The sequence below is a fragment of the Nonlabens sp. SY33080 genome, from assembly GCF_011784885.1.
In the GTDB taxonomy this organism is placed as follows: Bacteria; Bacteroidota; Bacteroidia; order Flavobacteriales; family Flavobacteriaceae; genus Nonlabens; species Nonlabens tegetincola.
This window is the reverse complement of record NZ_CP050461.1, coordinates 1,935,869-1,961,003: the sequence shown is the minus strand read 5'-3', so window position 1 is coordinate 1,961,003 and position 25,135 is coordinate 1,935,869. Positions and strand designations below refer to the sequence as shown.

Genomic DNA, 25,135 nt, shown 5'->3' with positions numbered 1-25,135 from the left:
CTCATGAACAGCATGACTAGAAAAATCATATTTTTTTCACTTTTAACCTTAGGGTTACAAGTTCATGTTGGTGCTCAAGAACAAGGTGAGCAAGATGAGGTTAATGTGGATTTGCTACAGGATGTTTCAAGTGAATTTAAAGAGAAGTTTTTTAACGCACTTACTGAAAAAGCAAAGGAAAACCACAACAAAGCCATAAATATTCTATTAGAGTGTGAAGAACTAGAGCCTAATGCTGCGATAATTCAATTTGAACTGGCAAAAAATTATGAGGCAATTTCCGCTTTCGCGAAAGCGGAACAATCCTTACTAAGAGCCATTGAAATAGATGGGAAAAGAGAATGGGTTCTAGACAAGTTATATGATGTTTATGATAAGCAACAAAAGTTTGATGAAGGACTTGAAATTCTAGAAGAACTCACGCAAATTAATCCGATTTATGAAGAGTTGTTGCCCTATCAATACTATAGAACGCAGCAATATCAAAAATGTGTTGATATAATCGATAAGTTGGATAAGCGATTGGGCACTGACAAGCGACGCACCTTTTTACAATCACAAGCAAAAAAGCAGCTAGGAATCGTTGAGGATTTAAACAAGGACATCACAGGAGCTTTAGCTAGAATCCAAAATGATGATAAAGATGAACAGGCATATATTGAGCTTATTTATTATTACAGTAAAAAGAAAGATCAAGAGAACACTCTAAAGTATGCTGAATTATTAGACAAAAATGTCCCTGATAGTGATAAAGCCCATCTCGCTTTGTATAAAATTTATCTGGATGCAGGTAGGTTAAGAAAAGGAATACGTAGCATGAAAAAGGTTTTTAAATCACCGCAGTTTGATGATGAAACCAAGGTGCGCGTACTCAATGATTTTATTACTACTAGTACGCATGATGATGAACTCATGGATGATGTAAAGGATGCGATTGATGTTTTTTCAGATTATGTAGAAAACCCTGAAGCCTTTACGGCTCTAGGAGCCTATTATTTGGAGAAAAAGAATGATCCCAGTGCGGCACTTGCTTTTTATGAAAAAGGATTGGAAATTAATGATCAAGACTTTGATCTTATAAAAAAGGCAGCTTTATTATCTATAGACGTTAAGGATTACAGCAAGGCTCATGATATATTAGAAAAAGCATTATCCTACTTTCCAGCCCAACCTTTGTTCTATTTGTTAGATGGTGTTGCCTTAAATTATCTTGATAAACCTGATGATGCTATTGAACGCTTGGAATCTGGAATGACCTACTTATTAGACGAGATTCAATTGGAACGAGATATCTATCAACAGCTTGCTATAAGCTATGATAAAAAAGGTAATGCAACACAAGCAGTAAAAATGCGTTCTAAAGCTCAAGAATTATCTAAAAAATTATAATGAAATTGAGATACTTACTAGTACCAGCTCTATTAATCATAGTAGCATGTGGTACTCAAAAATCATCAACAACTGCTCTAGCTACTGCAAAGAAGGCTAAGGTGGTGCGCAGTCATGATAATTCAGAACTTGAGTTTAATACACTCAAGGCTAGACTAGGTGTGGATTATGAAGATGACAAGCAATCTCGAAATATTACCATGAACCTGCGCATGGAAAAAGGTGAGAAAATATGGATGAGTGCGAGTATTCTAGGACTCACTCTAGCCAAAGTTTATATCACACCTGATCGTGTACAGTTCTATGAAAAAATTAATAAACGCAGTTTTGACGGTGATTTTAGATTAATAAGTGATTTTCTAGGTGAGGATTTGACTTTTGAACAACTAGAAGATGTTTTGCTAGGTCAAGCGGTTGAAAATTTGAGTAATCATGAGTTTACCATTCAAAATAACGAGTATCAATTCAAAACTGAAGATGTTATCACCAAGCTCTTTCGTTTACGACCATCTGATTTTAAATTGGTAGAGCAATCTGTTCTTAAAGCTGAAAATAATTATCTAACTATAAATTACCCTGAATATCAAGAGGTAGATAATCGTTTATTGCCTCGTACGGTAAAAATCGATGCAAAACGAGGAAAACGTTTTTCTCAAGTAGTACTTACCTTCAAAAGTGTAGAATTCAATAAAGAGCTATCCTTTCCGTTTGAATTACCAGATAATTATCGCAAAATCGAGTTATGATTAAAAAGTTAGTGGTTGTTTTATTAGTAGTTTTTTGTGGTGTACATGGGACGGCACAAACTCAAAAAGAACTGGAACGCAAGAAAGCCGCTATCCAAGATAAAATCAATCAATATGATAGATTGTTAAAAGAAGTACGTCAAGAAGAAAATACAATGACATTACTTCTAGAGACTCTCGATAAAAAAATAGCAAGTACTCAGGAAATTATTACCATCACAAATCGTGAAGCAAATGCTCTTACTCGAGCTATTAAGAACAACAGGACCGAGATTAAGAAACTAGATGAAGAAGTAGAGTCTCTCAAAAAGGAATATGCTAGTATGATTGTAAAAGCGTACAAGAGCAAGAATGATCAAAGTAGATTGATGTTTTTACTGTCTTCAGAAGATTTTTTGCAAGCATACAAAAGAGTACAGTATTTGAAATCTATTGCCGATTACCGCAAGAAACAAGCAAATGAAATTAGTGAGAAAAGTGCCCAGCTCAAGCAGAAGACTGAGAAGTTAGAGATCGATAAAAAGCAAAAGGAAATTGTAGTCGCTCAAAATCGAAAACAAAAAAAAGAATTGAGTAAGGACAAAACGGAGCAGGAGAATATGCTGGCTGTGGTAAACGCCAATAAAAAGAAGTACAGTTCGCAATTCAAAGAAGCCGCAAAAGAACGAGATCGTCTAGACCGTGAAATCAAAAAACTAATTGCAGCTAGAATTAAAGAATCCTATAAAGGATCAGGTAAAAAAGTAGATAAAAACAAATTTTTTCTTACTCCAGAAGCCAAGGCACTAGCGGCAGACTTTAAATCAAACAGAGGTAAACTACCATGGCCTGTTAATGAAGGCTTTGTTTCACGTAAATATGGAGAAATGCCTTCTCCAATAGATAGAAATGTCCGTATTTATTCAAATGGCTGGCGTTTTCAAACGCCTAAAGGTGAAAGTGCACGGGCTGTTTTCTCTGGTGAAGTCGATGCTATTGTTAAGAAACCAAATGGTATTTTAATAGTGTATATTCGTCATGGAAACTACACTTCTGTTTATAATAATTTGAAATCTGTTGCTGTATCAAAAGGTGATAAAGTCAAGGTATACGATACAATTGGAGAGGTTTTTACCAATCGAGCAGGAGTTTCTGAACTGCGATTTATCTTAATGGAAGATACAAACACGCTCAATCCTGCCTACTGGCTTTTAAAAGGGTAAAACTTAAACGGCTACCGCCATAGTGGCTATTGAGATTTTTATATCAGGAATTTTTAGAAGTTCATGCGCACAACTACTTAATGTAGCTCCTGTAGTTATCACATCATCAACTATTAATAAATGCTTGCCTTGTAAGGTAACATCATTAAGTTCAAAAACAGCTTGTTTGATAGCATGGCGCTCTACTTGATTTAATTGAGCTTGCTTCCGTGTATTTTTAGTCTTGATAAGAATATCCTCACGATAGTCTGCCTGGATAGCTTGTGCAATTTCTTTCCCAAAACCCGTCACCTGGTTATAGCCTCTTACTTTTTTTCGTTTAGGATGAATAGGTACTGGTAAAACCACGTCTATCTGCTCAAACTCTTTTTTATTTTTTATTTCTCTAGCCATCCACTTGCCTAAATACTCACTTATTCCTTCTTGTTTTTTATACTTGAGCTGGTGAATGAGCTGTTGAACAGCACCTATTTTTTCATAGTAAAATAAACTTGTAGCATTTTCTACAGGTACTCTCGCAAAAAATAAATCTTTAATTTGTGTATCCTTATTTTTATGATGTAGCGCTAGTGGTAGGTGTGCAATGCATGTAGTACACAGCTTCTCTTCTCCAGGAGTAAGCAAGGTAGTACAAGCCATGCATGATGGTGGATAAAAGAGGTTAAATAAATCTAAAAACAAGTTTTTCACAAATTATTTTCTAGCTTGCTGCGTTATAAAGATAAACAACCTATAAAAATGACTAAGGAAAAAGACAATCGTATTTATAAGGTGCTCCTAGGATTATTGCTGTTAGGATTGATAGCAGTAAGCGTTTGGGCCTATAAAAATTACAACGAGAACGAATCTATTAAAGCCGATTTAAGAGACGAGCAAGTTCAAATTCAAAAAGAGCTAGCAAACATAAGTGCAGAGTATACTGCCGAGATTGATAAAGGGAACGTCCTAAATGCAGAATTAACTAGCGCAAATGACCGAATTACTAGACTCGTTGATAGTGTAAGTAGGCTAGAAGCTGATGTAAAAGTAATTTCTAGATTAAGAAAGGAACTAGCAAAAATTAAACAAGAGCGCACAGCTTTAAAAGAACGTATAACCGTCCTAGAAACTTTAAATAAAGACTTGTCAAGAGTTAATGATAGTACACTTGCTGCGCTCAATGAAGAAATGATTAAAAGTCAGGAGCAAAGCGACATGCTATCAAAATTAAATGAGAATATGTCTAGAGCAGCAACTCTTGTTCCTACAAACTTCACTACTCAAGGCGTTATCATACGTCGTAGCGGTAAACAAATTGAAAATGACAAAGCACGACGAGTTGATGATTTAAAAGTATGCTTTACCTTGCCGCAAAATCCGCTGGCTCAAGATGGCGTTACTGAATTTTACCTTCAAGTAATAAATCCAGAAAATAATGTAATTGGTAGTAAAGCGCAGCAGCAGTTTGACGGCCAGTCACTTACTTACTCTAAACTAGTTAAGTTCAATTATCAGAATAAGGAACTAGATATTTGCGAGTTGATTAATGCTAGCGAGGATGAGATAACTTCAGGTCGTTACCGTATTAATTTATACAACGGTCCAGTGAGAATAAGTAGTAGCGAGATTACACTTAGATAAAAATTGAGTCGTAAACTTTATAACCGTTCTAGAAATAGAGCGGTTTTTCTTTTTTTACGCTTTCGCGAAAGCGAAAAAAACACAAACACGTCGCACAAGACAACACTTTTTTTACCTTTGCAGCTATGGCAAAAAACAACGATCAGGATCAGTTTAAAAAAGTACTCTCACATGCTAAAGAGTACGGTTATGTCTTCCAATCCAGTGAAATTTATGATGGCTTACAAGCCGTTTATGATTATGGACAAAATGGAGCAGAGCTTAAAAAGAATATAAGGGAATATTGGTGGCAAGCAATGACCCAATTGCATCAAGAAATTGTTGGTATAGACGCTGCCATTTTCATGCACCCGACTACATGGAAAGCCAGTGGTCACGTTGATGCTTTCAATGACCCATTGATAGACAATAAAGATTCAAAAAAGCGCTATCGCGCTGATGTGCTTATTGAGGACTATTGCGAGAAATACTTGCAAAAAGCAAACAAAGAGGTTGAAAAAGCTCGTAAACGTTTTGGAGAAAGTTTTGACGAGGATATGTATCGCAAGACAAATCCACGTGTTCTAGGATACCTAGAAAAAGCGACCGAGCCAACCGCAAGACTAGCATCTTTACTGGAAAATGAGGATCTAGCAGGAGTAAAAGCACTTATCGAGGAATTGGAAATTAAATGTCCTGTTTCTGGATCAATGAATTGGACCGATGTAAGACAGTTCAATTTGATGTTTGGGACTAAATTAGGAGCCAGTGCAGATACAGCAACAGATTTATATTTAAGACCCGAGACCGCTCAAGGAATTTTTGTAAACTTTCTAAACGTGCAAAAAACCGGTCGTATGAAAATTCCATTTGGAATTGCTCAAACAGGTAAGGCATTTAGGAATGAGATTGTTGCTAGACAATTTATATTCCGCCAGCGTGAGTTTGAACAAATGGAGATGCAATACTTCGTTAAACCTGGAACTGAACTCGAGTGGTTTGAAATTTGGAAAGAAAGACGCATGGCGTGGCATCAATCTCTAGGAATTGATCAGTCTAATTATAGATTTCATGATCATGAAAAACTAGCACACTATGCAAATGCCGCAACCGATATTGAATTTGATTTCCCGTTTGGATTTAAAGAGTTAGAAGGGATACACTCAAGAACAGATTTTGACCTTAAGGCTCATGAGGAACACAGTGGTAAGAAGCTTCAATTTTTTGATCATGAAGAAAATAAAAGTTATGTACCTTATGTAATCGAGACTTCAATAGGTTTAGATAGAATGTTTTTGGCTGTTTTTTCTAATGCTTTACAAGATGAAGTTTTGGAAGATGGTAGTGAGCGTACAGTCCTTAAAATACCAGCGGTACTTGCACCTGTAAAAGCAGCTGTTTTACCACTGCTTAAAAAGGATGGTTTACCAGAAATCGCACAAGAAATTATAGATGATCTTAAATGGACTATGAACGTTCAATATGATGAGAAAGATGCTATAGGTCGTCGTTATAGACGTGCTGATGCTAATGGAACACCATTCTGTATAACTATCGATCACGACACCAAGGAAGATAAAGCTGTCACAGTTCGTAATAGAGATACTATGACTCAAGAAAGAGTTGCGATTGCAGATCTTAAATCATATCTAGAGCCTAAAGTTGCTATGAGCGAGTGGTTAAAAAAGATCTAGAGTAATCCTGTAATACTTAAAGTAAAAAGCCGAATACTTCTTTAGTATTCGGCTTTTTTTATTCTAGCTCTACAAGTACTGGACAGTGGTCACTGTGCACAGCTTCTTGTAAAATTACAGACCTTTTTACACTTGATTCTAGCGGTGTTGTAACCATGTGATAGTCCAATCTCCATCCTTTATTTCTTGCTCGACTACCACCGCGGTAGCTCCACCAAGAATATTCATCGGGTTGATCATTAAACATTCTAAAAGTGTCTATAAATCCACTTTCAACAAATTGATCCATCCAAGCTCTTTCTTCTGGTAAAAAACCACTTGTGTTTTTAAGTCTTACTGGATCATGGATGTCAATAGCTTTGTGACAAATATTATAATCACCACAAATTAATAGCTGCGGTCTTTCACGTCGTAGTTCTTCTGTGTAGGCTAGAAAGTCATCCATGTATTGGAATTTGAAGCTCAGTCTAGCATCATTAGTTCCACTAGGCAGGTACATACTCATAATAGAGAGATCTCCATAATCTACTCTTAAGTTACGACCTTCATTGTCCATGTACTCAATTCCAGTACCATATTCTACATGGTCTGGCTGCGTTTTACATAAAATAGCAACACCGCTATATCCTTTTTTTTGAGCTGAAAAATAGTACTGGTATTCGTATCCAGCTTCTGAAAAAGCATCTTTATCAACTTGATCTTCGGTAGCCTTTATCTCCTGTAAACAAAGTACATCTGGATTTGCAGCTTTTAACCACGTGATAAAATCTTTTTTCATGGCTGCTCGTATTCCGTTTACATTGTAGGAGATAATTTTCATAGGATATAATTTATTTCAAAAGTAGGAGTAAGATCGCTTTATACAAAGGAACAAACTAATAATCTATTGTAATTCGGACCTAATAAAGTCCTTACTAGAAGTTACCTTTGCAATCTTTAAAAACAAAAATTATGGCAAGAGTTCTTACAGGTGTCCAGTCTACTGGAACACCTCATTTAGGTAACCTATTAGGAGCTATTTTACCAGCAATTGAGATGAGTGAACAGTCTGAAAATGAATCTTTTCTTTTCATCGCCGATTTACATTCGCTTACTCAAATTAAAGATGGTGAACAGCTTAGGGCTAATACGTATTCAACTGCCGCTGCCTGGCTTGCTTGTGGTTTAGATACTTCTAAAACTACATTTTATCGCCAGAGCGATGTGCCTCAAGTAACAGAACTTAATTGGTACTTAAATTGTTTTTATCCATACCAAAGACTTACACTAGCTCATAGTTTTAAAGACAAAGCAGATCGTCTAGGAGATGTTAACGCAGGTCTTTTCACTTACCCAATGCTTATGGCTGCAGATATACTATTGTACGACGCGCAAGTCGTACCAGTTGGTAAGGATCAGTTACAGCATATAGAAATGACCAGAGATGTAGCGGGAAGATTTAACAATGCAATGGGTGAAACCTTGATTGAACCACAAGCAAAGCTTCAAGAGTCTACTATGTACGTTCCAGGTACTGATGGGGAGAAAATGAGTAAGTCTAGAGGAAATTACATAAATATTTTTCAAACTGATAAAAAATTGCGCAAGCAAATCATGTCAATTGAAACTGATAGTACGCCTCTAGAAGATCCTAAAAATCCTGATACCTGTAATGTATTTGCTTTATATAAGATTATAGGTAGTGAAGATGAGGTTGCTGCTCTCAAAGCTAAGTACCTAGCCGGTAATTACGGTTACGGTCACGCTAAACAAGCGTTGTACGAACTTATTTGTGAACGATTTGCGACAGCGCGTGAACGCTATAACTATTTCATGGAAAACAAGCACGAGATAGATGCTGCTCTTGAACAAGGCGCGCAAAAGGCTGGTGCTATTGCAAATGAGACTTTAAAACGCGTGCGTAAAAAAGTAGGATATTAAGCAAACAGACCTGTAAGTTCTGCATCAATTTTATTGATGATATCACCTAGATCTTCAGGGTTATTTACAAAATCTATGTGATCCACGTCTATGATTAGGAGATTTCCCTTGTTGTAGCCGTGGATCCATGCTTCATAGCGCTCGTTAAGTCGACTTAAATAATCAATAGATATTGAGTTTTCATAATCGCGCCCACGCTTTTGAATTTGGCCAACAAGATTAGGGATGCTACTGCGCAGATAAATTAAAAGATCTGGTGCAGCAACTAGTTTTTCCATTAGATCAAATAGTGATGCATAGTTATCAAAATCACGTTGAGATAGCAAGCCCATCGCATGCAAGTTAGGGGCAAAAATATTAGCATCTTCATAAATGGTTCTATCCTGAATAATTTTTTTACCACTTTCTCTAATTTCCAGCACTTGACGGAAACGGCTGTTTAAAAAGTAAACTTGCAGGTTAAAGGACCATCGTTCCATATCGGTATAGAAATCTTCCAAATATGGATTTTCAAGGACATCTTCAAATTGTGGAGTCCATTTGTAATGTTTTGCTAGTAATTTAGTAAGGGTTGTTTTACCAGCGCCTATATTTCCCGCAACAGCTATATGCATGATCTATTTCTTGAAATTCAACTCTAGGCTGTGAATCTTGCCTGAGCTCCAAATATAAAGGTTTCCCGTCTTTAGATGAAAGCTTTTGTTGTTTTCAGTAATCAAAATTTCCTTTGGGATTTTGGTTGTTTCGCTTTCGCGAAAGCGAAAATCTTTACCAAAATTATAGGATGTAACATCATTGCCTTGAATTATTACCAATTGTTCTAGATGATAGGCTAGCATTGCGCCATTCAAACTCAAAGTTGATGCCTTACTACCATAAGTATTGAATGAAATTAAAGAGTCGTCTACGTGAACATGGCAGAAGTTATAATCGGTATATAAATGTCGTATGTTGCCTTTAATAACTGGTGTTGAAGAGATGATTCTATTATTGATATAATCGTATAATTCTATTTGATTAGTATCGGCATTGAGCATCCATAAACGTCTATCACCTGCAAGCTGGACTTTACTAATGAATCTTAGTGGATTAAGTGTACTTAAGGTTACTCGCTGTATTTCATTGAGTCTGTTGTCAAGAATTACAACGGTTTGAGTATCCTCATAAAAAACGACGATTTTAAGTGGATTAAGTAAATCTACACTGGTAATAGGCCCTAATTGTATGTCAAAGTAGTTTGTAGATTGTGTGGTGGTTTTTTTGACTAGAGCTTGATCTTTTCCATAGTACAAAGCACCAAAGTCATCAATGCCATAAAACTCCTGCATGTCCACAGGTGTTTTAATTTCCTGGCACATACCGTACAAACAAAAAAGAAGAATTAAGTATTTCACAGTATAAAGGTACTTCTTTTAAACGCAGTACTCTTTACCTTATTCTCCAACTATTAGTTTATATCCAAAACCTCTAACATTAACAATTTCGATGTTTTCATCTTTGGCTAGTTTTTTACGCAATTTGGTAATGAACACATCCATACTGCGCCCAGAAAAGAAATCATCATCACCCCAAAGTTTTTTAAGGATGTAAGTACGGTCTAGTACTTTGTTCATTTTAAGAACAAGATGGTAGAGTAGGTGAGATTCTCTATGTGTGAGTTTAATTATTTCATCATTGATTTTAAGTTCTTGTTTTGGGAAATTAAAATCGTAATTACCAATTTTATAATGGCTTGCTGTTTTTTGAATATTTTGTCTGGTAAGTAGGTTCTTAATTCGCACGATAAGCTCTTCCATGGAAAACGGTTTTTTTAAATAATCATTACCGCCTACATGAAATCCTTCTAGAACATCATCGGTTTGTGATTTTGCAGTAAGAAAAATAATAGGTACTTCGTCATTAAGTTGGCGTACATTTTTTGCTACTGTAAACCCATCCATTTCGGGCATCATAACGTCCAGTACTAAAATGTCATAATCGTTTTTTTCAAATGCTTCTAATGCTAGTTTACCATTTTCAAAGTGATCCACGTCAAATCCTCTGGAATCTAAACTTTCACTTACAATCATTCCTAGTGCTGGTTCGTCTTCAGCTAATAAAACTTTAGTAGTTATTTGTTCCATGAGGTATTTCTATTTTAAACTTAGTATTTGGTTTTATGGCAACAGAAATGGTGCCACCGTGCTTTTCAATAATTGTTTTTGTGTAAAATAATCCGATACCAAAGCCCTTTACATCGTGTCTATTCCCTTGACTTACCCTGTAAAATTTATCGAATATGTTTTTAGAGTCTTTATAGCTTAGACCAGTTCCACTATCGCTCACTTCAATTACAGCGTTATCAACAGTTTCACTCAAGGTTACTTGGATTTCATCGCCACCATATTTAAAGGCATTATCTACAAGGTTATTGATAGCATTTTCTATATGAAAAGGATCTACACGGCTGTAAATTTCGTCATTTGTAATATTGATCGATAAGGACTTATCATTTCGATTTTGATACTTGTTGATTACGTTTTCTATAACCTCTGCTAGATTGGTAGCATTTTTCTCGAGCACTAATTCTTTACTGTCTAAAGTAGCAGTTTCAAGAATTTTCTCAACCATAACATTAAGTTTTGCTAATTGGTCACGTCCCATCGACAAGTATTTGTCTGTTTTTTGTGGATCACCAGATCCTGCAAAATTCTGAATCGCTTCTAGTGCTACACCAGCAGTCGCTATAGGTGTTTTAAATTCATGTGTAATATTTGAGATAAGATCATTCTTCATTTCGTGAAGCGCTTTTTGGTTGCGTATTACCACGACTAGATAGAACAAACATGATATGACACCTACAATTAAAAGGGCACTCAGTAGAATTCCTGTAAGATTTTGTTTAAGCAGTTCACCACGATAATTTCCATAGTACAAAGTAACATTGTGACTAGCTGGCATAAGTTCTGTTTCTGGTTGAGTGCTGTATTGAAAATCAGGTTTTACAACGGTACTAGGGTCACTAGTATTCATCAAGTTGAAATCTAGATTAATCTTGCGCTTTCGTAAGTTTTCCTGAAAATTTTGTGCTAGTTGAGGTACATTAAGTTCATCTTCCTTAAAACTCAATATGATCTTGCTGGTAAGAGCGGTTACTTGCTCTTCAAAACCATCATCACCAGTTTCACCAGAACTAAATGTAACAGATTGAGATTCCCTAGTAATCGTATTAGGATCAAAAGAAAATCTATTTTTACGCAATCGTTCTTCAAAGATTTCAAGAGAATCTAGATTGTCTCCAGATACTACGGTTATTCCTTTAAGATCATCAATTTTTACATCATCAACACTAAATTCCAGAGCGGTAGTTATATTACGTATACTGTCGACCCTTTTAAAGAATTTATCAAGACCAATTTCCCCAACACTACCTTTCATGAGTACTCCAAAGTTATTGCGTTGTGCTAGATCGGTGTAATAATCGTCTATACTTTGATCCAGGCTGGTCTGTACATCTGCAATAAGTTTACGTTCAGCTTCTTTGTAATTCTTGAAATTCCAATAGACTTGTATGGCTAGGGTAAATAGAATTACAACAGAAATAAATATGAGAAGGAAACGGTACTTTCTATCTTTCATGTGGTAAAGGTGCATCAAACCAAACTTATAAACCAATACGATTAACACATATTAACCTTGCTTAAGAATTGTATTTCTTTGATTTACCCATATTTGTATATCAAAAACCTAAACTATGATTACTATTACTCGCTATGTATTACTGGTATTGGCCTTGATTTTTGCAAAAACAAGTCTATTACAAGCTCAAGAATTTAAAGGTATCGCAACTTATCAAAGTAAAATGATAATGGATACAGAAATGGACAGTACAGCTGTTAAAGAAATGGGCGCAGAAATGGCCAAAGCCATTCAAAACGCTCTCCAAACTGCAGGAGAAGCTGAATTCACTTTACAATTTACTCGTACTGAATCCCTATATGAAGAGGTAAAGCAACTGGAAAAACCTCAACCTAAAATGGAAGGTTTATCTATAACGATTAGTGGAGATGGTAGCGCTTATGGAACTACCTATAAAGACCTAGAGAAGGGAACTTATTTAAGAGAAGATAAGATTCAAGGAAAAGAATTTTTAATCAGTGATGATCTTGAAAAATGGGATTGGAAAATTACTGGGGAACAAAAGAAAATAGGGAATTACACTGCTATAAAAGCTACTTATGTAATTCCAAAGCCAGAACTCACTGAAGAGGAAAAGAAAGAAAAAGAAGAAAAAGAGCAAAAAGAAGGAGTAAGTATATTAGACAGCATTCCACAAGAAGATACGGTAGTTACTGCTTGGTTTACACCTGAATTGCCAGTTCAAAATGGTCCAGGTTCCTACCACGGTTTACCAGGTTTGATTTTGGAAGTAAGTGACGGGTCTACCATTTTACTGTGTACCAAAGTGGAACTTAATCCAGAGAAATTCAAGCTTAAAAAACCCAAAAATGGTAAAAAAATATCATTAAGCGATTTTGAGGAATTACGTGAGAAAAAACAAAAAGAAATGATGGAACGTTTTAAAGGAAGACGTTCTGGCGACACTCAAGTAATCATGATTGGTGGATAAAGGTTAAAAGTTTCTTAACGCTTGAAACTTTAATGGGCTTATGTAGTCCAACCCATTGTGGTAAAACCATATTAATCTAAAACCCGATTATGAAAAAGATATTTTTTGCTCTTATTGCACTGGCGGCAACTGTTGCGACTGCACAAGAGATTTCTGGCGAGGCTACCTACCTATCTAAAACAAAAATGGACACCAGCTGGATGGATGAGAACCGTAATCTTACTCCAGAACAACGCAAGCGTATTGAACAAAACATGAAAAAGATGAGTGAAAAAACTTTTACACTCACTTTTAATCGTAACGAATCCATGTACAAGGAAGAAAAGGAGCTGCAAACTCCAGGTCGTGGTGGTCGCGGCTGGGGAAATTGGATGGGTACCAGTATGTCAGGCGATAAATACAAAAACTTAGAAGAAAAAGTATGGTTAGAAGAACGAGACATGTTCGGAAAACAATTTTTAGTAACTGATAGCCTGCACACTATTGAATGGGAGATCACGGGAGAACAGCGTCAAATAGGCCAATACCCAGCCATCAAAGCTATAGGAACTAAAAAGAACAATAGTTTGGATTGGAGTAGTTTCCGACGTCGTCAACCTAAAAATGCCGAAGAAAAGAAAAAGGATAGCATTGCCATGAAAGAAGGTCGTTTTGAAGACGTATACGAGCAAGCCGATGAAATTAAAGTCATTGCTTGGTTTACACCAGCTATTCCAGTACAACACGGTCCTGCAGAATATGGTGGTTTACCTGGTTTGATTCTTGAATTAAATGCAGGAGAAACTACGTTATTATGTAGTAAAGTCGTTATGAATCCAGCGGAGCCTGAGGAAATTAAAAAACCTAAAAAAGGTGAGGTCATTAACGAGGAAGACTACAACGAATTGTTTACAAAAAAAATGCAAGAGATGCGCCAGCGTTTTAGAGGACGTGGTCGTCGTGGATAACATCTTAAAAACCCGAACATTTTAACCTACCTGTTCGGGTAATTTTTTACAACTTTACTTATGAAAAAGAATATTCTTATAGCCATTTTGTGCTTATTTGTTTTCGCTTTCGCGAAAGCGCAATCTGTTAAAATCACAGGAGTGGTGGCAGATAGTTTAGGAAATACGTTAGGTATGGCAAACGTAATCGCCTATCAGCAAGATAAAAATTTAGGTGCCTTTGGTATCACAAATGATCAAGGTAAATACCAACTTTTAAATCTTAAAAAAGACAGTACATACATTCTCAAGGTGTCTTTTTTAGGATTGAAAACTATTGAAGATACAGTCAAAAATATCCAAACAGATCTAGTTAAAAATTATATCATGTTAAATGGCGCCGATGAACTTGACGCAATTAACATTGTCTATGAGATGCCGGTTTCCATAAAAGGTGATACCATCGTTTACAATGCCGATAGTTTTACCAATGGAACTGAGGATAAACTAGAAGATACCCTTAACAAATTACCAGGTGTTGAAGTAAATGAGGATGGAGACATTCTTGTAGAAGGTAAACAGGTTGAGAAAGTCATGGTAGAAGGTAAAGATTTCTTTGAAGGTGATAGTCGCTTAGCTACAAAAAACATCCCAGCAGATGCAATTGATAAAGTACAGGTTCTTAGAAATTATAATAATCGCAGTCAATTAAAGGGTCTAGGAAACGATCAAGATAGAGTCGTGATTAATTTGAAGTTGAAAGAAGGGAAAAAGAAATTTTGGTTTGGAGAAGCTACTGTAGGAGCTGGTTATGGTGGTGACAAAGCTAGGTATATCATCCAGCCTAAAGCCTTTTATTACAGTGAAGATTTCTCAATGAATATTTTAACTGACTTTAATGATTTAGGAACACCTGCTTTCACTGGTCGAGATTACTTTAGATTCATAGGTTTTAGTCGTCGCGATACAAGACAGAACAATTCTAGTATAAACGTTCAAGCTCAAAACCCTTTAAACGTATTTCAGGGTAATCGAGCCCTTAATATAGAGAGCCAGTTTGGTGCACTTAACACATCATGGTCGGTTAATAATAAGTTGGATATAAGTTCATTTGCCATAGTTTCTAAAAACACAATCGATACTCGCAGTACGAGCAGAAGAACCTTTGTGGATAATTCTAATACTGAGGAAACGGATAATAGAGGTGTAGATGAAACAGTTGCCGCTTTATTTAAATTGGGAGCAGAGTATAACCCTACTGATGCGTTTACTCTAAGTTATGATGGAAGATTCAATTATGCAGACCAGCAAGGTGTAAGTGATTTAAGTTCTATTGATCGTGAAGCAGATCGTAGTATAGATACTCGTGATGAACAACAGCCTATTACGTTTAACCAGTCTTTAAATATGTACTATACCGCAAACGAGAAAAACATTTTTGCGTTTGAAAGTCAGTTTTTGAATCAGTACGAGGATCCTTTTTACAATGCAGTTTTAGATATAGATCCTTTTGACCCAAACACAAATACGGAACCTTTTAACGGTAGACTAGGTATAGGTGAGCAGGATATTTATAATATCAATCAAGAACAATTTGTTAACACAAATAAGTTGGATGCAAAGCTGGATTATTACTATGTATTAAACAAAAAAAGTAATTTAAACTTTACTGTAGGAACAAGTTATGTGTCTCAAAACTTTGATTCAGATATATTTGAGATTCAAGCAGATGGAACTCGTAACGAATTACAAGATTCAGATTTACGCAATGATGATGTGAACTTTGATTTCTTAGACGTTTATGGAGCTGTTCATTATAAAGCTATTTTAGGTAAGTTCACCATAACACCTGGATTAACTGCGCATTCATTTCAAACAAAGGACAGACAGAATGGAGTTACCAATACTATCGAAACGGAACGTGTTGTACCGGACGTAGAAGTACGTTATGATTTTAGAAGTTCAGAAACTTTGACACTTAACTACGATCAAAATGTAACTTTTAATGATGTAAATAGTTATGCCAATGGTATTTTATTTAGAGGTTATAGTTCCCTACAAAGCGGTAACAATCAGATAGAAGGAGCTTTGAATGATCGAGTAAGATTAAGCTATCGTAACTTCAACATGTTTAATTACACTACCATATTTGGTAATGTTACCTACACACGATTAACTGATGCTATTCAAAATGAAGTGGCTTTAGATGGTATCAATCAAGTTTCTCGTCCTATAAATGCATTATTGCCTAATGAATCTTTAAGTGCAACAGGTTCTTTTGGTCGAGAAATAAAGAAGATTCAAGCTACTGTGACAGCAAATGTAAGTTGGTCAGAGAATAACAATATTATCAATAATATTACTCAAACAGCTACAAACTTCAATCAAAACTATAGTTTCAGAGCTCGATCAAATTTCCAAAAGGGAATTAATTTCAGTTTACAATACGCCCTTAATCTTAACAATAGTGAGAATGGTAACTTTGAAAATGATGCAACAACAAACAGTATAAACTTAGATTTAGATTATCAACTAGGTAAGAGCTGGTTGTTCAAGGCAGGATATGATTACAACATTTTCACTGCAACTGGTGATGTAGAAAATAACTTTGAATTTTTTGATGCTAGTATCCGTTATCAAAAACCAGACTCCAGATGGAGGTACGAGTTAATCGCAACAAACTTATTAGATACCGATGCTAATATTCGTAATTCATTTGGTCAAATTGCAACAAGTACCAACGCAACTTTTGTTTTACCCAGATACGTATACTTTAGAATGAGATTTGACATATAAGTATTTGTGGTTTAAGTCAATTAAATAGAAATGAGTTACATGTGTTTTTGATTTATCATTACCAAATTAACTCATCACAAAAACCTCAAAGAGATTAATCTTTGAGGTTTTTGGATTTAATAAATTGAGGATATCCTTTATGAATTCGTTATTGTTTATAGTTAAAGTAGAATTACAGGTGTCTTGTTAAACCTTTCTAACTTTAAATTTTTTTAACTCTTAAGCTGGCTATTTTCGTAGTAAATACCAACTTATGCTTAGAAAGCTACTCTTTATAACACTTCTCGTTCCTATTTTGGGAACCGCCCAAAAATTCACCGATTCTCAAATAAAAGAAATGATTGAAACTTATAAAGGCCTTGATCGAGGTCCTTATAAATCAATAAATTGGTTTTGTGAAGATGGCACCATTAGAGACTCCAAAGATCCTTGTCCTGGAGATTTAGAGGGAATTCAACACGCTAGCTACAAACCACAGGTAATTGAGCTAGCACAGCGTAATCATATCTATTTTGGAGAAATTTTGGCATCTAATGAGATCTGGAAATTTTGGGATGGCAACAATAACCACAGTAGATTAAAACAGTATCAACTTCAAAAGTTTCTGGAAAATTCAGATAATGGTTGGATACAAGAGAAATCACAATTTTACCGTGGTGCCAAACAAATTGAGGATGAGGAAGAATGGGGAAGAAAATTCTATTATACAGTCCTGTCAAGCAATGAAATTGTAGATCGAGACTTTTTTCTAGTCAGAGAAAGTTTAAGAGACTTACCTCATGATGGTGATACCAATTTGTCACAAGAAATACGTAGTTTAAGCAAGATACTTGCCGAGCGTAATCCTGCGTTCATGGAATTACGAATAAAAATCCACGGTAATCCAGAAAAAGAAGATACCCAAGCAGTAGAAAATTGGTTAAAGGAGCACGAAAAAAAAATCAAGAAAGAAGATCTTGAAAAATTTGAGTTATTAATTGATAAGATGCATGAATTCTTTAAGCCGGTAAGCATTAGTCAACTAGAAAAAATGGTTTCGGACTGGGATAAAAACTCTTTTATATATAATCAGGTGTCATGGTTTAGTAGTACGTATAAAAATGAGACCGATCCGTCTATTATAATACCAGCCGCCTCGGGATTAATGTGTGATATTCGTGTAAATCTTAAAGAAGATAGACGCGGTACTCGTAGAACTAGCGCATTGGAATTAAGTTTAAGGTTAGAAGAATTAATATTTCAACAAGCCTCACAATGGAATCCTAACACAATCAGAGAGCACATTGATAAAATTTATGCATTAAGCGAGGCACTAGCATCAGCAGGTTACATTGAACAATGGGAATGGGACTTAGTAGAAAATGATTTGCACATTCATACTGATGCCACTGTTAAAGCAAAAATTCTACTTCAATTTATTCAAAAAGCTAGACAACAACTAGCATGGGGTAGTGGAATGGTTAAAAGTATTTACGGTGATACCGTAGAGCAATATGCGAGTTTTGAACCGTTAGCCCTTGGATTTTACGATGATAAGATAAGGAGCAGCTTACTCTTGCCCTTGGGAGATGCAATTGGAGATTTCTCAGGATTAGTGTCTAGACAAATAGGAATGGAAAACAATGTTCCAGTTGTTGATAATACAAGTACCATAAAAGGATTGAACCCAGGTTATGCCATGGGAACTTTGCATGTGGTAAGTGGTGATGCACATGGATTATCCGTAAACCCATCAGATATATATGTTTTTGAAACACCGCCTAGTGATTTAAAACCGGTAGCAGGAATAGCCACCGTATCAGAAGGCAATCTAGTATCACATGTACAATTGCTTGCCCGTAATTTGGGTATTCCTAATGCTGTCATAAGCACTGAAAATTTAAGTGACTTAAAAAAACTAGATGGTAAATCGGTTTTCTATGCTGTAAGTCCTAACGGAATAGTTCATTTGTTTGACAAAGATCAATTAAGTAATGATGAGAAGGATTTATTTACAGCCTCTAAATCCAAGGATAAAAAAGAAATTCGAATTGATGAAAATCGTTTGAAACTAGAAATTACTTCACCAGTTGATATGGCTACAGTAACTAGTAAGGATAGTGGTATATTGTGCGGACCCAAAGCGGCAAACCTTGGTCAACTCAAACAATTGTTTCCAGAAAAAGTGGTTAATGGAATAGTTCTTCCTTTTGGTGTTTTTAAAGATCACATGCTACAATCCATGCCAGATTATGAAGGTACTTATTGGGATTTTTTGAATAACGCTTTCGCGAAAGCGAAACAACTAAAACAAAATGGTTCAACACCTACCGAGGTGGAACAGTACCAACTGGATCAATTAGAGATCCTGCGGTCATCCATTAAAACAATGCCTTTAAAACCAAGTTTAATTGAGGAGTTAGAAAAGCAGTTTAAAAGTACTTTAGGAAGTAAATTAGGAAATGTTCCCGTGTTTTTACGCAGTGATACTAACATGGAAGATCTCGAGGAGTTTACAGGAGCTGGCTTAAATCTTACAGTATTTAATGTAGTGGAAAGAGAAAAGATTCTACAAGGAATACGAGATGTTTGGGCAAGTCCGTATACAGAGCGCTCGTTTAAATGGAGACAAACCTATTTATCCAATCCAGAAAGTGTGTATCCGTCCATATTAATTATTCCTACTGTAGATGTGGATTATAGTGGTGTACTAATTACCAAAGACTTTTTAAACAATCATGCCGAAAAGATTACCGTAGCAATGAGTCGTGGAGCAGGCGGCGCAGTAGATGGACAAAGTGCAGAAACCTATTTGATCCATCAAAACGGAACCACCGAATTGATTGCGCCAGCAAGAGAAAATAAGCGCCGTCGATTGCCTATTACTGGTGGATCTTATATGGAGCATGTTGATTTTAATCATTCCATATTGAATGAAATGGATTTAAAGAAAATCCTACAATTTGCACAAGATGCACATGCTACCATGCCAGAATCTAAAAATGGCACTTATAAAGGAGCTTGGGATATAGAGCTTGGCTTCAAGGACGGTAAACTGTTCTTATTTCAAATAAGACCATTTGTTGAAAATCAAAATGCGCTTTCTCATCCATATCTACAGAAAATGGATGAAATGATTAATACGGAAATCGAGTTGTTAACTTCTAAAGAGATTCATGCGTAATGAAAATTATCAAAACACTTTCAATACTATTAATAGCTCTATTTTGTATTGCTTTTTATCCAATTGATGGGTATAATATTACTGGAATCAAAAGACTTAAACGATTAGAAAAAACTTTAGATAGCTCCATTACTGAGTATTATTTAAAGAAAGGTAGTTTTAAAAAGCATGATGAGGTCAATTTGTGGCTCTGTGAGGAAACTGAATCAATAGATAGTTTGATGGTTGTTGATAAGGAGTTTCAAAAGGAAATGATGAGTTTGTTCCCTAGTAAACAAGGTTACGGGATTACAGTAATGGATATTACTAATCCAGAAAAAACTCGATATGCAGAGATGAATGAAAATCGAGGTTTTCAACCAGGAAGTGTTGGTAAAATAGCCGTAGCAACCGCTTTTTTCAATGAATTAAGGCAATTATGTCCTGAAGATTGGCATGTAAGACAACGATTATTAAGAAATAAAATAGTGAAGTCTGGTAATTGGGGTTTGTATGATCATCACACTATTCCGGTCGTTGACATAGAAAAGGACAAATATGTCAAAAGAACAGTAGTATATGAGGATGAATTTTCCTTATATGAATGGCTAGACCATATGTTAAGTGTTAGTAATAACGGTGCAGCTAGCATTGTTTGGCGAGAAGCCTTGCTTATGAACATTTTTGGCGACGAGTATTTCAATTTAACCCAAGAGCAGGCAGATGAATATTTTGAGACGGCAGATCGTAGATTATTAACAGATAGAGCCATTCAATTAGTAAATCAACCTTTAAGAGATTTAGGTATCGGTCATGACGAATGGAGATTAGGTAGTTTTTTTACTAATGGTCCAGACAGATACGTAAGTAGTAAAGGAGGAAGCATAGGAACACCTAAAGGTTTGATGAAGTATTTGTTGCAATTGGAACAAGGTTGTGTGATAGACGAAGAGTCTAGTTTAGAAATCAAACGGTTGTTATATATGACAGATAGAAGAATACGATATGCTTACAGTCCACGCTTGAATAATGCTGCGGTCTATTTTAAATCAGGAAGTTTATACAGCTGCGATAAATCTAAGGACACACCTTGTGGTAAATATAGAGGGAATAGGTACAATTACATGAATAGTGTAATAATTGTTGAACATCCTGATGGTACCAATTATATTGTCTGTTTAATGAGTAATGTACTTAGTAAGAATAGTGCAGGTGCACATATGTATTTGGCAAGTAAAATTGATCAAGCTATACATAAAAGGAATACTCAAAATAACGCGACCACCATACAAGAAGAAAATCCTGATGTAGGAGAAGGTTAAGCTGTCTTTTCCTTAGGGTCTATATTAAATCTATTTAAAAAACTTATTACTCCTTCTTTTTCGCTGTTTTCTAAGTAAAGTACGATTCTCTTTCGTTGAGATAAAGGCATTACGTGTAGTAATTTAACTAGTTTGTTTTCTAGTAGTTTCTCATCTAGCAATATTGATTTTTTAATTAACGTTTTTTCAGGATAGAGTTGTATTTCATTAGTATAGTCAAAATGCTTCTCTTGTAATTTTAAATAAGAGTTTGTGGCATTAAATACTTGTGTGCTCAACTTTCTATGTAAAACCTCATTTAAATATTCTTTAGCCTCTATTTGTGAGTTGGTTTGTTTGCTTAATAGTCCGTTGTAAGCTATCCATATATTGTCGGGAGAATATCGAAGTGCGAGTATATTAAATAATACTTTTAATTGTAGATCTATTAGTTGTTCGATTTCAATCGTCAATTCTTTAATTTGATTTACTAGAGGTAGATGAGTAATATCATCATCCGAGTTTGACATTACTTTTAAAGAATAAAACATACGTATTAATTTATAATAGCGTTTACTCTCCTTCTTTATTAAGTTTTGAGCTGTTCTTCCGGTTAAACGCGGGAACTTTTTATTTTGTCTTAAATTAAAAAGCTTATCATAACACTTATAATTAGATGAAATAGTATAGTCTGATGCTATTTGAATTAAAAACTTGTATGATTTTTTGGTATTAATAGCTCCCAATAACATGGGTAATTCTTTAAGTAAAGATTTGGTCAATGTACCTCGGCTATGTTTTACTTTTAGAAAATGAAGTAATGAATTCCCGTATTCAACTAATGCTTCCGAAGCAACTTTTCGGTATCTAGGTTGTTCCAGTAAAGAAAACAAATCTTGTAAAAAGTACCTATCCTTAGTATGACCTGCAGACTTTATACAGGACGTTTTTATCACTTCGTTTCTGTTGTTCAAGTTGGTCTTGATAATGGTTTGATAGTTAGTATACTTTGCATACCCTATGGCTTCGATCAGTCTGCTTTTTTCTTTTAGGTCAACTTCTTTAATGTTTTCGTCTATTTCATCAAGGAACAATTTAATCCTCAAATGCAAATTATATTTTTCACCAAGGTGTGAATCTCGACTTGCGTATTGGGCAAGTGCTAGTAGTGCTGTACTTGCTATGTGATCATCATCATCATCCAGATAATTTTCAAAAAATTGAGGAGCTATATGATCTTGTGTAATTAGATATTGTAAAGCGGCAAAGACGAGTTCGCTATTTTTAGAGTAAATAAAATTATGAACACGGTAAACAGGCTCTTTAAAAACATGATTAAGCTGTGAAATGGCAGCTATTTTCACTTGATCATTTTCGTGATCTAGTAGTTTTAATAAAGGATCTTTAAGAGAATGATGCGCAACTTGAGGCACTTTTTTTAATATCTCAATAATATCCAACTTATTTCCGTTGTCTATAATTACCTTAATATTTTCTCGAATCACCTTTAGATTACTTCGTTTATCGAATAGTCCGGTTTTAATCGAAATGCTTGATTTGAATGTGCTTAGATAAGTACTGCGAACCTTAAGTATCATATACATCCAGAATAGGGTGGCGATAATAATTATAAAATTAATGGTATAAGTAGGTAGTTCAAGTCCTTTAATTATCAGAATAATTAATAATCCAGCTATACCTGTTGCGGTACTATCTACAACAACATCGATAAATGTTTTCGTTTTGTTTTTAATTTCACTAGGTACGGGAAGTGCAAGTAACTCAACACTACTCTTGTATAACGATTGCTTCAGGCTGCCATCAAACCCTTTGAGTAAAACTACTACCCATAATTCTGGGAAAATGAAAAGTAAACTAGTACAAATGACAATCATGCTTGGTAGTACCAATAGATTGGAACTTATATTCAGGTTTTCAAGAAATTTTTTGGTTAAGAAAAGCTGTATAAGCAATGAAATTATATTGAATGTACTGAACCAAAATCCAAAAAAAGAAGCAAGATCATCAGGCTCTGGTATACTAACACTAGATAAGTAACTAAATTGATAGTCTACTAATTTTGCTACTACAACACCTAGTCCAATTACTCCAGCCAAATAACTTAGATGAGAGTTTTTTATGATTAACGAAAGCGATTTCTTTTTTGAAACTCGTTCTTGTTTTTGAAGCTTTATGTTTTTCAAGTTTACAATGCGCAGCGATCTAACTTTTTTATAAATGAAGACACAGGCTAGTATCATTAATCCAGCTGTAGCAATTAAAAAACCATTGTTAATATAGGGTGCGGTAATTGAAGTAAGATAACCACCTGCAATTCCACCTGCAATTCCACCAGCTCCTACAAAACCGAATAGACGTTTTGCTTGGGAAACATTGAACACAATATTGGCGGTTACCCAAAATTGAGAAGTAGCTAGGATAGCATAAATGCCTATAAATATGTAGAAAACATAGGATAAAAAGATGTTTTCAAAGTCAAAAACTACTAATCCGCCAATTAAGACAAAAACAGCCCCAAAGAACCATAAAGAATTCTTAGTGATTTCATGTAAGGGTAATGTGACAAGAAGTCTATTGTACGTGTAAGAAACAATTACTGCTACAAGCGCTGTAATAACAAAGGCTATTGACAAATTATCTCTACCTGCAACGGATAAAAAAAGTGCATTAACAGTAGGTTTAACTACTAGTAATGCACATATAAGTAAAAACAAATAGAGCTGCATCCATATCGCTATGGATAACTCGTTTTTTTTAATATCAAATGCTCTGGTTAAGAGCTGGCTCAATGGTAGCACCTTTGCTTGGGTTTATAGGCAAATTAGGTGATTTTTCTAGAGCATTCTCTAAAGGTCGTACTAAATTTCTTATAATCTTTTCTCCATTAGGAGATTGAACCATGGCTACCATAATATAATATTTACCTCTGGTTTCGTCCCAAACTAACGCGCTGTCGCAGTGCCAGTTGCGCCATGATCCGCTTTTACGATAAACATCGGCAGTTGGAGCAATCTGATCAAGTGTATTTACAAATTTGTGATGTAAGCTAGGATCTTTTAAAAATCCAAGCATTTGATTACTACGATCTGTATTTATCAATTGCCCAGTGGCTAATTGGAAATACATTTTGGCCACTGAAGAAGTGGTTGCGGCATGACTTAAACCCTTAATCGGATCTGGATTACGTTTACCTTGAGCAGCGTATCGTTTACCTACCCACAAACCACCATCATGAAATTTGTCATAAAATGGATTTTCAGGGTTACACATTACATCTTCAATTTTTTGAAAACCAACACGATCAATCATTCTAGTAGATGCAGCATTGTTGGATTTAGAAATCATAAGCCACATATCTTGCTTTACAAGTTCTGTATAAGCTAATTCACCATTCTCGATAGCATCCATTGCCGCATACAGTACGGCAATTTTAGGCATGCTCGCAGCATACATCATGTGGTCGTCATTAATTCCAGCGTATCTTATGTCGTCGTCGCTTAAATCAACAAGACTGATGGTGAGCAATTTTTTATCAATTAAGTTTTTCCAATTGGGATTAGCGTTTAATTGTTCTTGTAACTTTAACTGTAATTCTGCGTTTTGATAGAATTCAACATCTTGGTGAATATCTTCTACATTTACTAATGGTGGCTTTGCATGTGCGGTAAGTGAGCCTAGTAAAAACAGTAAAAAGAAAAGTGGTTTTATCATATAAATATTCATGTTAATATAGGGAACAATAACAATGCCTAAACTACTGGTTTTATTGTGTTTAACATGTTAAAATTTA

General features: G+C 35.2%; 19 protein-coding genes. 11 read left to right on the top strand and 8 right to left on the bottom strand.

The window, feature by feature from the left end; genetic code table 11:
- Window positions 1-3: 3 nt before the first annotated feature.
- Genes HCN53_RS08775 through HCN53_RS08765 form a run of 3 tightly spaced genes read left to right on the top strand, consistent with a single transcriptional unit; the run spans window position 4 to window position 3,337 of the window.
- Complete coding sequence (locus HCN53_RS08775) at window positions 4-1,389, top strand: tetratricopeptide repeat protein (RefSeq protein ID WP_240919339.1); 1,386 nt, start codon at window positions 4-6, stop codon at window positions 1,387-1,389.
- Window positions 1,389-2,135, top strand: coding sequence for a DUF4292 domain-containing protein (locus HCN53_RS08770; RefSeq protein WP_167342709.1), 747 nt, complete (start codon window positions 1,389-1,391; stop codon window positions 2,133-2,135). The genes HCN53_RS08775 and HCN53_RS08770 overlap by 1 nt, the downstream gene beginning before the upstream one ends.
- On the top strand, window positions 2,132-3,337 hold the full coding sequence (locus tag HCN53_RS08765) for a murein hydrolase activator EnvC family protein (RefSeq protein ID WP_167342708.1): 1,206 nt from the start codon (window positions 2,132-2,134) through the stop codon (window positions 3,335-3,337). Before HCN53_RS08770 ends, HCN53_RS08765 begins: the two co-directional genes overlap by 4 nt.
- A gap of 3 nt (window positions 3,338-3,340) precedes the next feature.
- Here HCN53_RS08765 and HCN53_RS08760 read toward each other — a convergent pair whose 3' ends face one another.
- A complete protein-coding gene (locus HCN53_RS08760; RefSeq protein ID WP_240919338.1) occupies window positions 3,341-3,976 on the bottom strand; it encodes a ComF family protein in 636 nt (211 codons plus the stop codon).
- Window positions 3,977-4,075: 99 nt separating this feature from the next.
- On the opposite strand from HCN53_RS08760, the gene HCN53_RS08755 reads away from it, so the two are divergent.
- Complete coding sequence (locus HCN53_RS08755) at window positions 4,076-4,957, top strand: hypothetical protein (RefSeq protein ID WP_167342707.1); 882 nt, start codon at window positions 4,076-4,078, stop codon at window positions 4,955-4,957.
- Window positions 4,958-5,082: 125 nt separating this feature from the next.
- Window positions 5,083-6,630: a glycine--tRNA ligase gene (locus tag HCN53_RS08750; protein ID WP_085775388.1), complete on the top strand. Its 1,548-nt coding sequence runs from the start codon at window positions 5,083-5,085 to the stop codon at window positions 6,628-6,630.
- Between the two features lie 58 nt (window positions 6,631-6,688).
- Here HCN53_RS08750 and HCN53_RS08745 read toward each other — a convergent pair whose 3' ends face one another.
- Window positions 6,689-7,450 (bottom strand): exodeoxyribonuclease III, encoded by a 762-nt coding sequence (locus HCN53_RS08745; RefSeq protein ID WP_105017919.1) that lies wholly within the window; start codon window positions 7,448-7,450, stop codon window positions 6,689-6,691.
- A gap of 131 nt (window positions 7,451-7,581) precedes the next feature.
- Here HCN53_RS08745 and trpS point away from each other — a divergent pair, with 131 nt between their 5' ends.
- Entirely contained in the window at window positions 7,582-8,550 is a 969-nt protein-coding gene (gene trpS, locus HCN53_RS08740) for a tryptophan--tRNA ligase (RefSeq protein WP_042276953.1), read from the top strand.
- Here trpS and HCN53_RS08735 read toward each other — a convergent pair.
- The 4 genes from HCN53_RS08735 to HCN53_RS08720 are packed head-to-tail and all read right to left on the bottom strand — an operon-like array spanning window position 8,547 to window position 12,168.
- Entirely contained in the window at window positions 8,547-9,164 is a 618-nt protein-coding gene (locus HCN53_RS08735; RefSeq protein ID WP_042276956.1) for a deoxynucleoside kinase, read from the bottom strand. The genes trpS and HCN53_RS08735 overlap by 4 nt on opposite strands.
- Before the next feature lie 3 nt (window positions 9,165-9,167).
- Window positions 9,168-9,944: a hypothetical protein gene (locus HCN53_RS08730; RefSeq protein ID WP_167342706.1), complete on the bottom strand. Its 777-nt coding sequence runs from the start codon at window positions 9,942-9,944 to the stop codon at window positions 9,168-9,170.
- 39 nt (window positions 9,945-9,983) lie between these two features.
- Complete coding sequence (locus tag HCN53_RS08725; RefSeq protein WP_105017922.1) at window positions 9,984-10,673, bottom strand: response regulator transcription factor; 690 nt, start codon at window positions 10,671-10,673, stop codon at window positions 9,984-9,986.
- The gene (locus tag HCN53_RS08720) at window positions 10,654-12,168 is read right to left on the bottom strand and encodes a sensor histidine kinase (protein ID WP_167342705.1); all 1,515 of its coding nucleotides are present in this window, start codon (window positions 12,166-12,168) and stop codon (window positions 10,654-10,656) included. The genes HCN53_RS08725 and HCN53_RS08720 overlap by 20 nt, the downstream gene beginning before the upstream one ends.
- Window positions 12,169-12,283: 115 nt before the next feature.
- Between HCN53_RS08720 and HCN53_RS08715 the strand changes: the two genes are divergently transcribed.
- From HCN53_RS08715 to HCN53_RS08695, 5 genes are all read left to right on the top strand, one after another.
- Window positions 12,284-13,159 carry a GLPGLI family protein gene (locus tag HCN53_RS08715; protein WP_042276965.1) on the top strand — a complete coding sequence of 292 codons (876 nt, stop codon included), beginning with the start codon at window positions 12,284-12,286 and terminating at the stop codon, window positions 13,157-13,159.
- A gap of 89 nt (window positions 13,160-13,248) precedes the next feature.
- Window positions 13,249-14,106, top strand: a complete 858-nt coding sequence (locus tag HCN53_RS08710) for a GLPGLI family protein (RefSeq protein WP_105017646.1) — start codon at window positions 13,249-13,251, stop codon at window positions 14,104-14,106.
- A 60-nt stretch (window positions 14,107-14,166) separates the two neighbouring features.
- Window positions 14,167-16,881: an outer membrane beta-barrel protein gene (locus tag HCN53_RS08705; RefSeq protein ID WP_167342704.1), complete on the top strand. Its 2,715-nt coding sequence runs from the start codon at window positions 14,167-14,169 to the stop codon at window positions 16,879-16,881.
- Between the two features lie 253 nt (window positions 16,882-17,134).
- A complete protein-coding gene (locus HCN53_RS08700; RefSeq protein WP_167342703.1) occupies window positions 17,135-20,044 on the top strand; it encodes a PEP/pyruvate-binding domain-containing protein in 2,910 nt (969 codons plus the stop codon).
- Window positions 20,044-21,345, top strand: coding sequence for a serine hydrolase (locus HCN53_RS08695; RefSeq protein ID WP_167342702.1), 1,302 nt, complete (start codon window positions 20,044-20,046; stop codon window positions 21,343-21,345). Before HCN53_RS08700 ends, HCN53_RS08695 begins: the two co-directional genes overlap by 1 nt.
- Here the strand turns inward: HCN53_RS08695 and HCN53_RS08690 are convergent.
- On the bottom strand, window positions 21,342-24,134 hold the full coding sequence (locus tag HCN53_RS08690) for an NTP/NDP exchange transporter (RefSeq protein ID WP_167342701.1): 2,793 nt from the start codon (window positions 24,132-24,134) through the stop codon (window positions 21,342-21,344). The two genes, HCN53_RS08695 and HCN53_RS08690, sit on opposite strands and share 4 nt — an antisense overlap.
- Window positions 24,106-25,056, bottom strand: a complete 951-nt coding sequence (locus HCN53_RS08685; RefSeq protein ID WP_167342700.1) for a serine hydrolase — start codon at window positions 25,054-25,056, stop codon at window positions 24,106-24,108. The genes HCN53_RS08690 and HCN53_RS08685 overlap by 29 nt, the downstream gene beginning before the upstream one ends.
- Window positions 25,057-25,135: the final 79 nt, after the last annotated feature.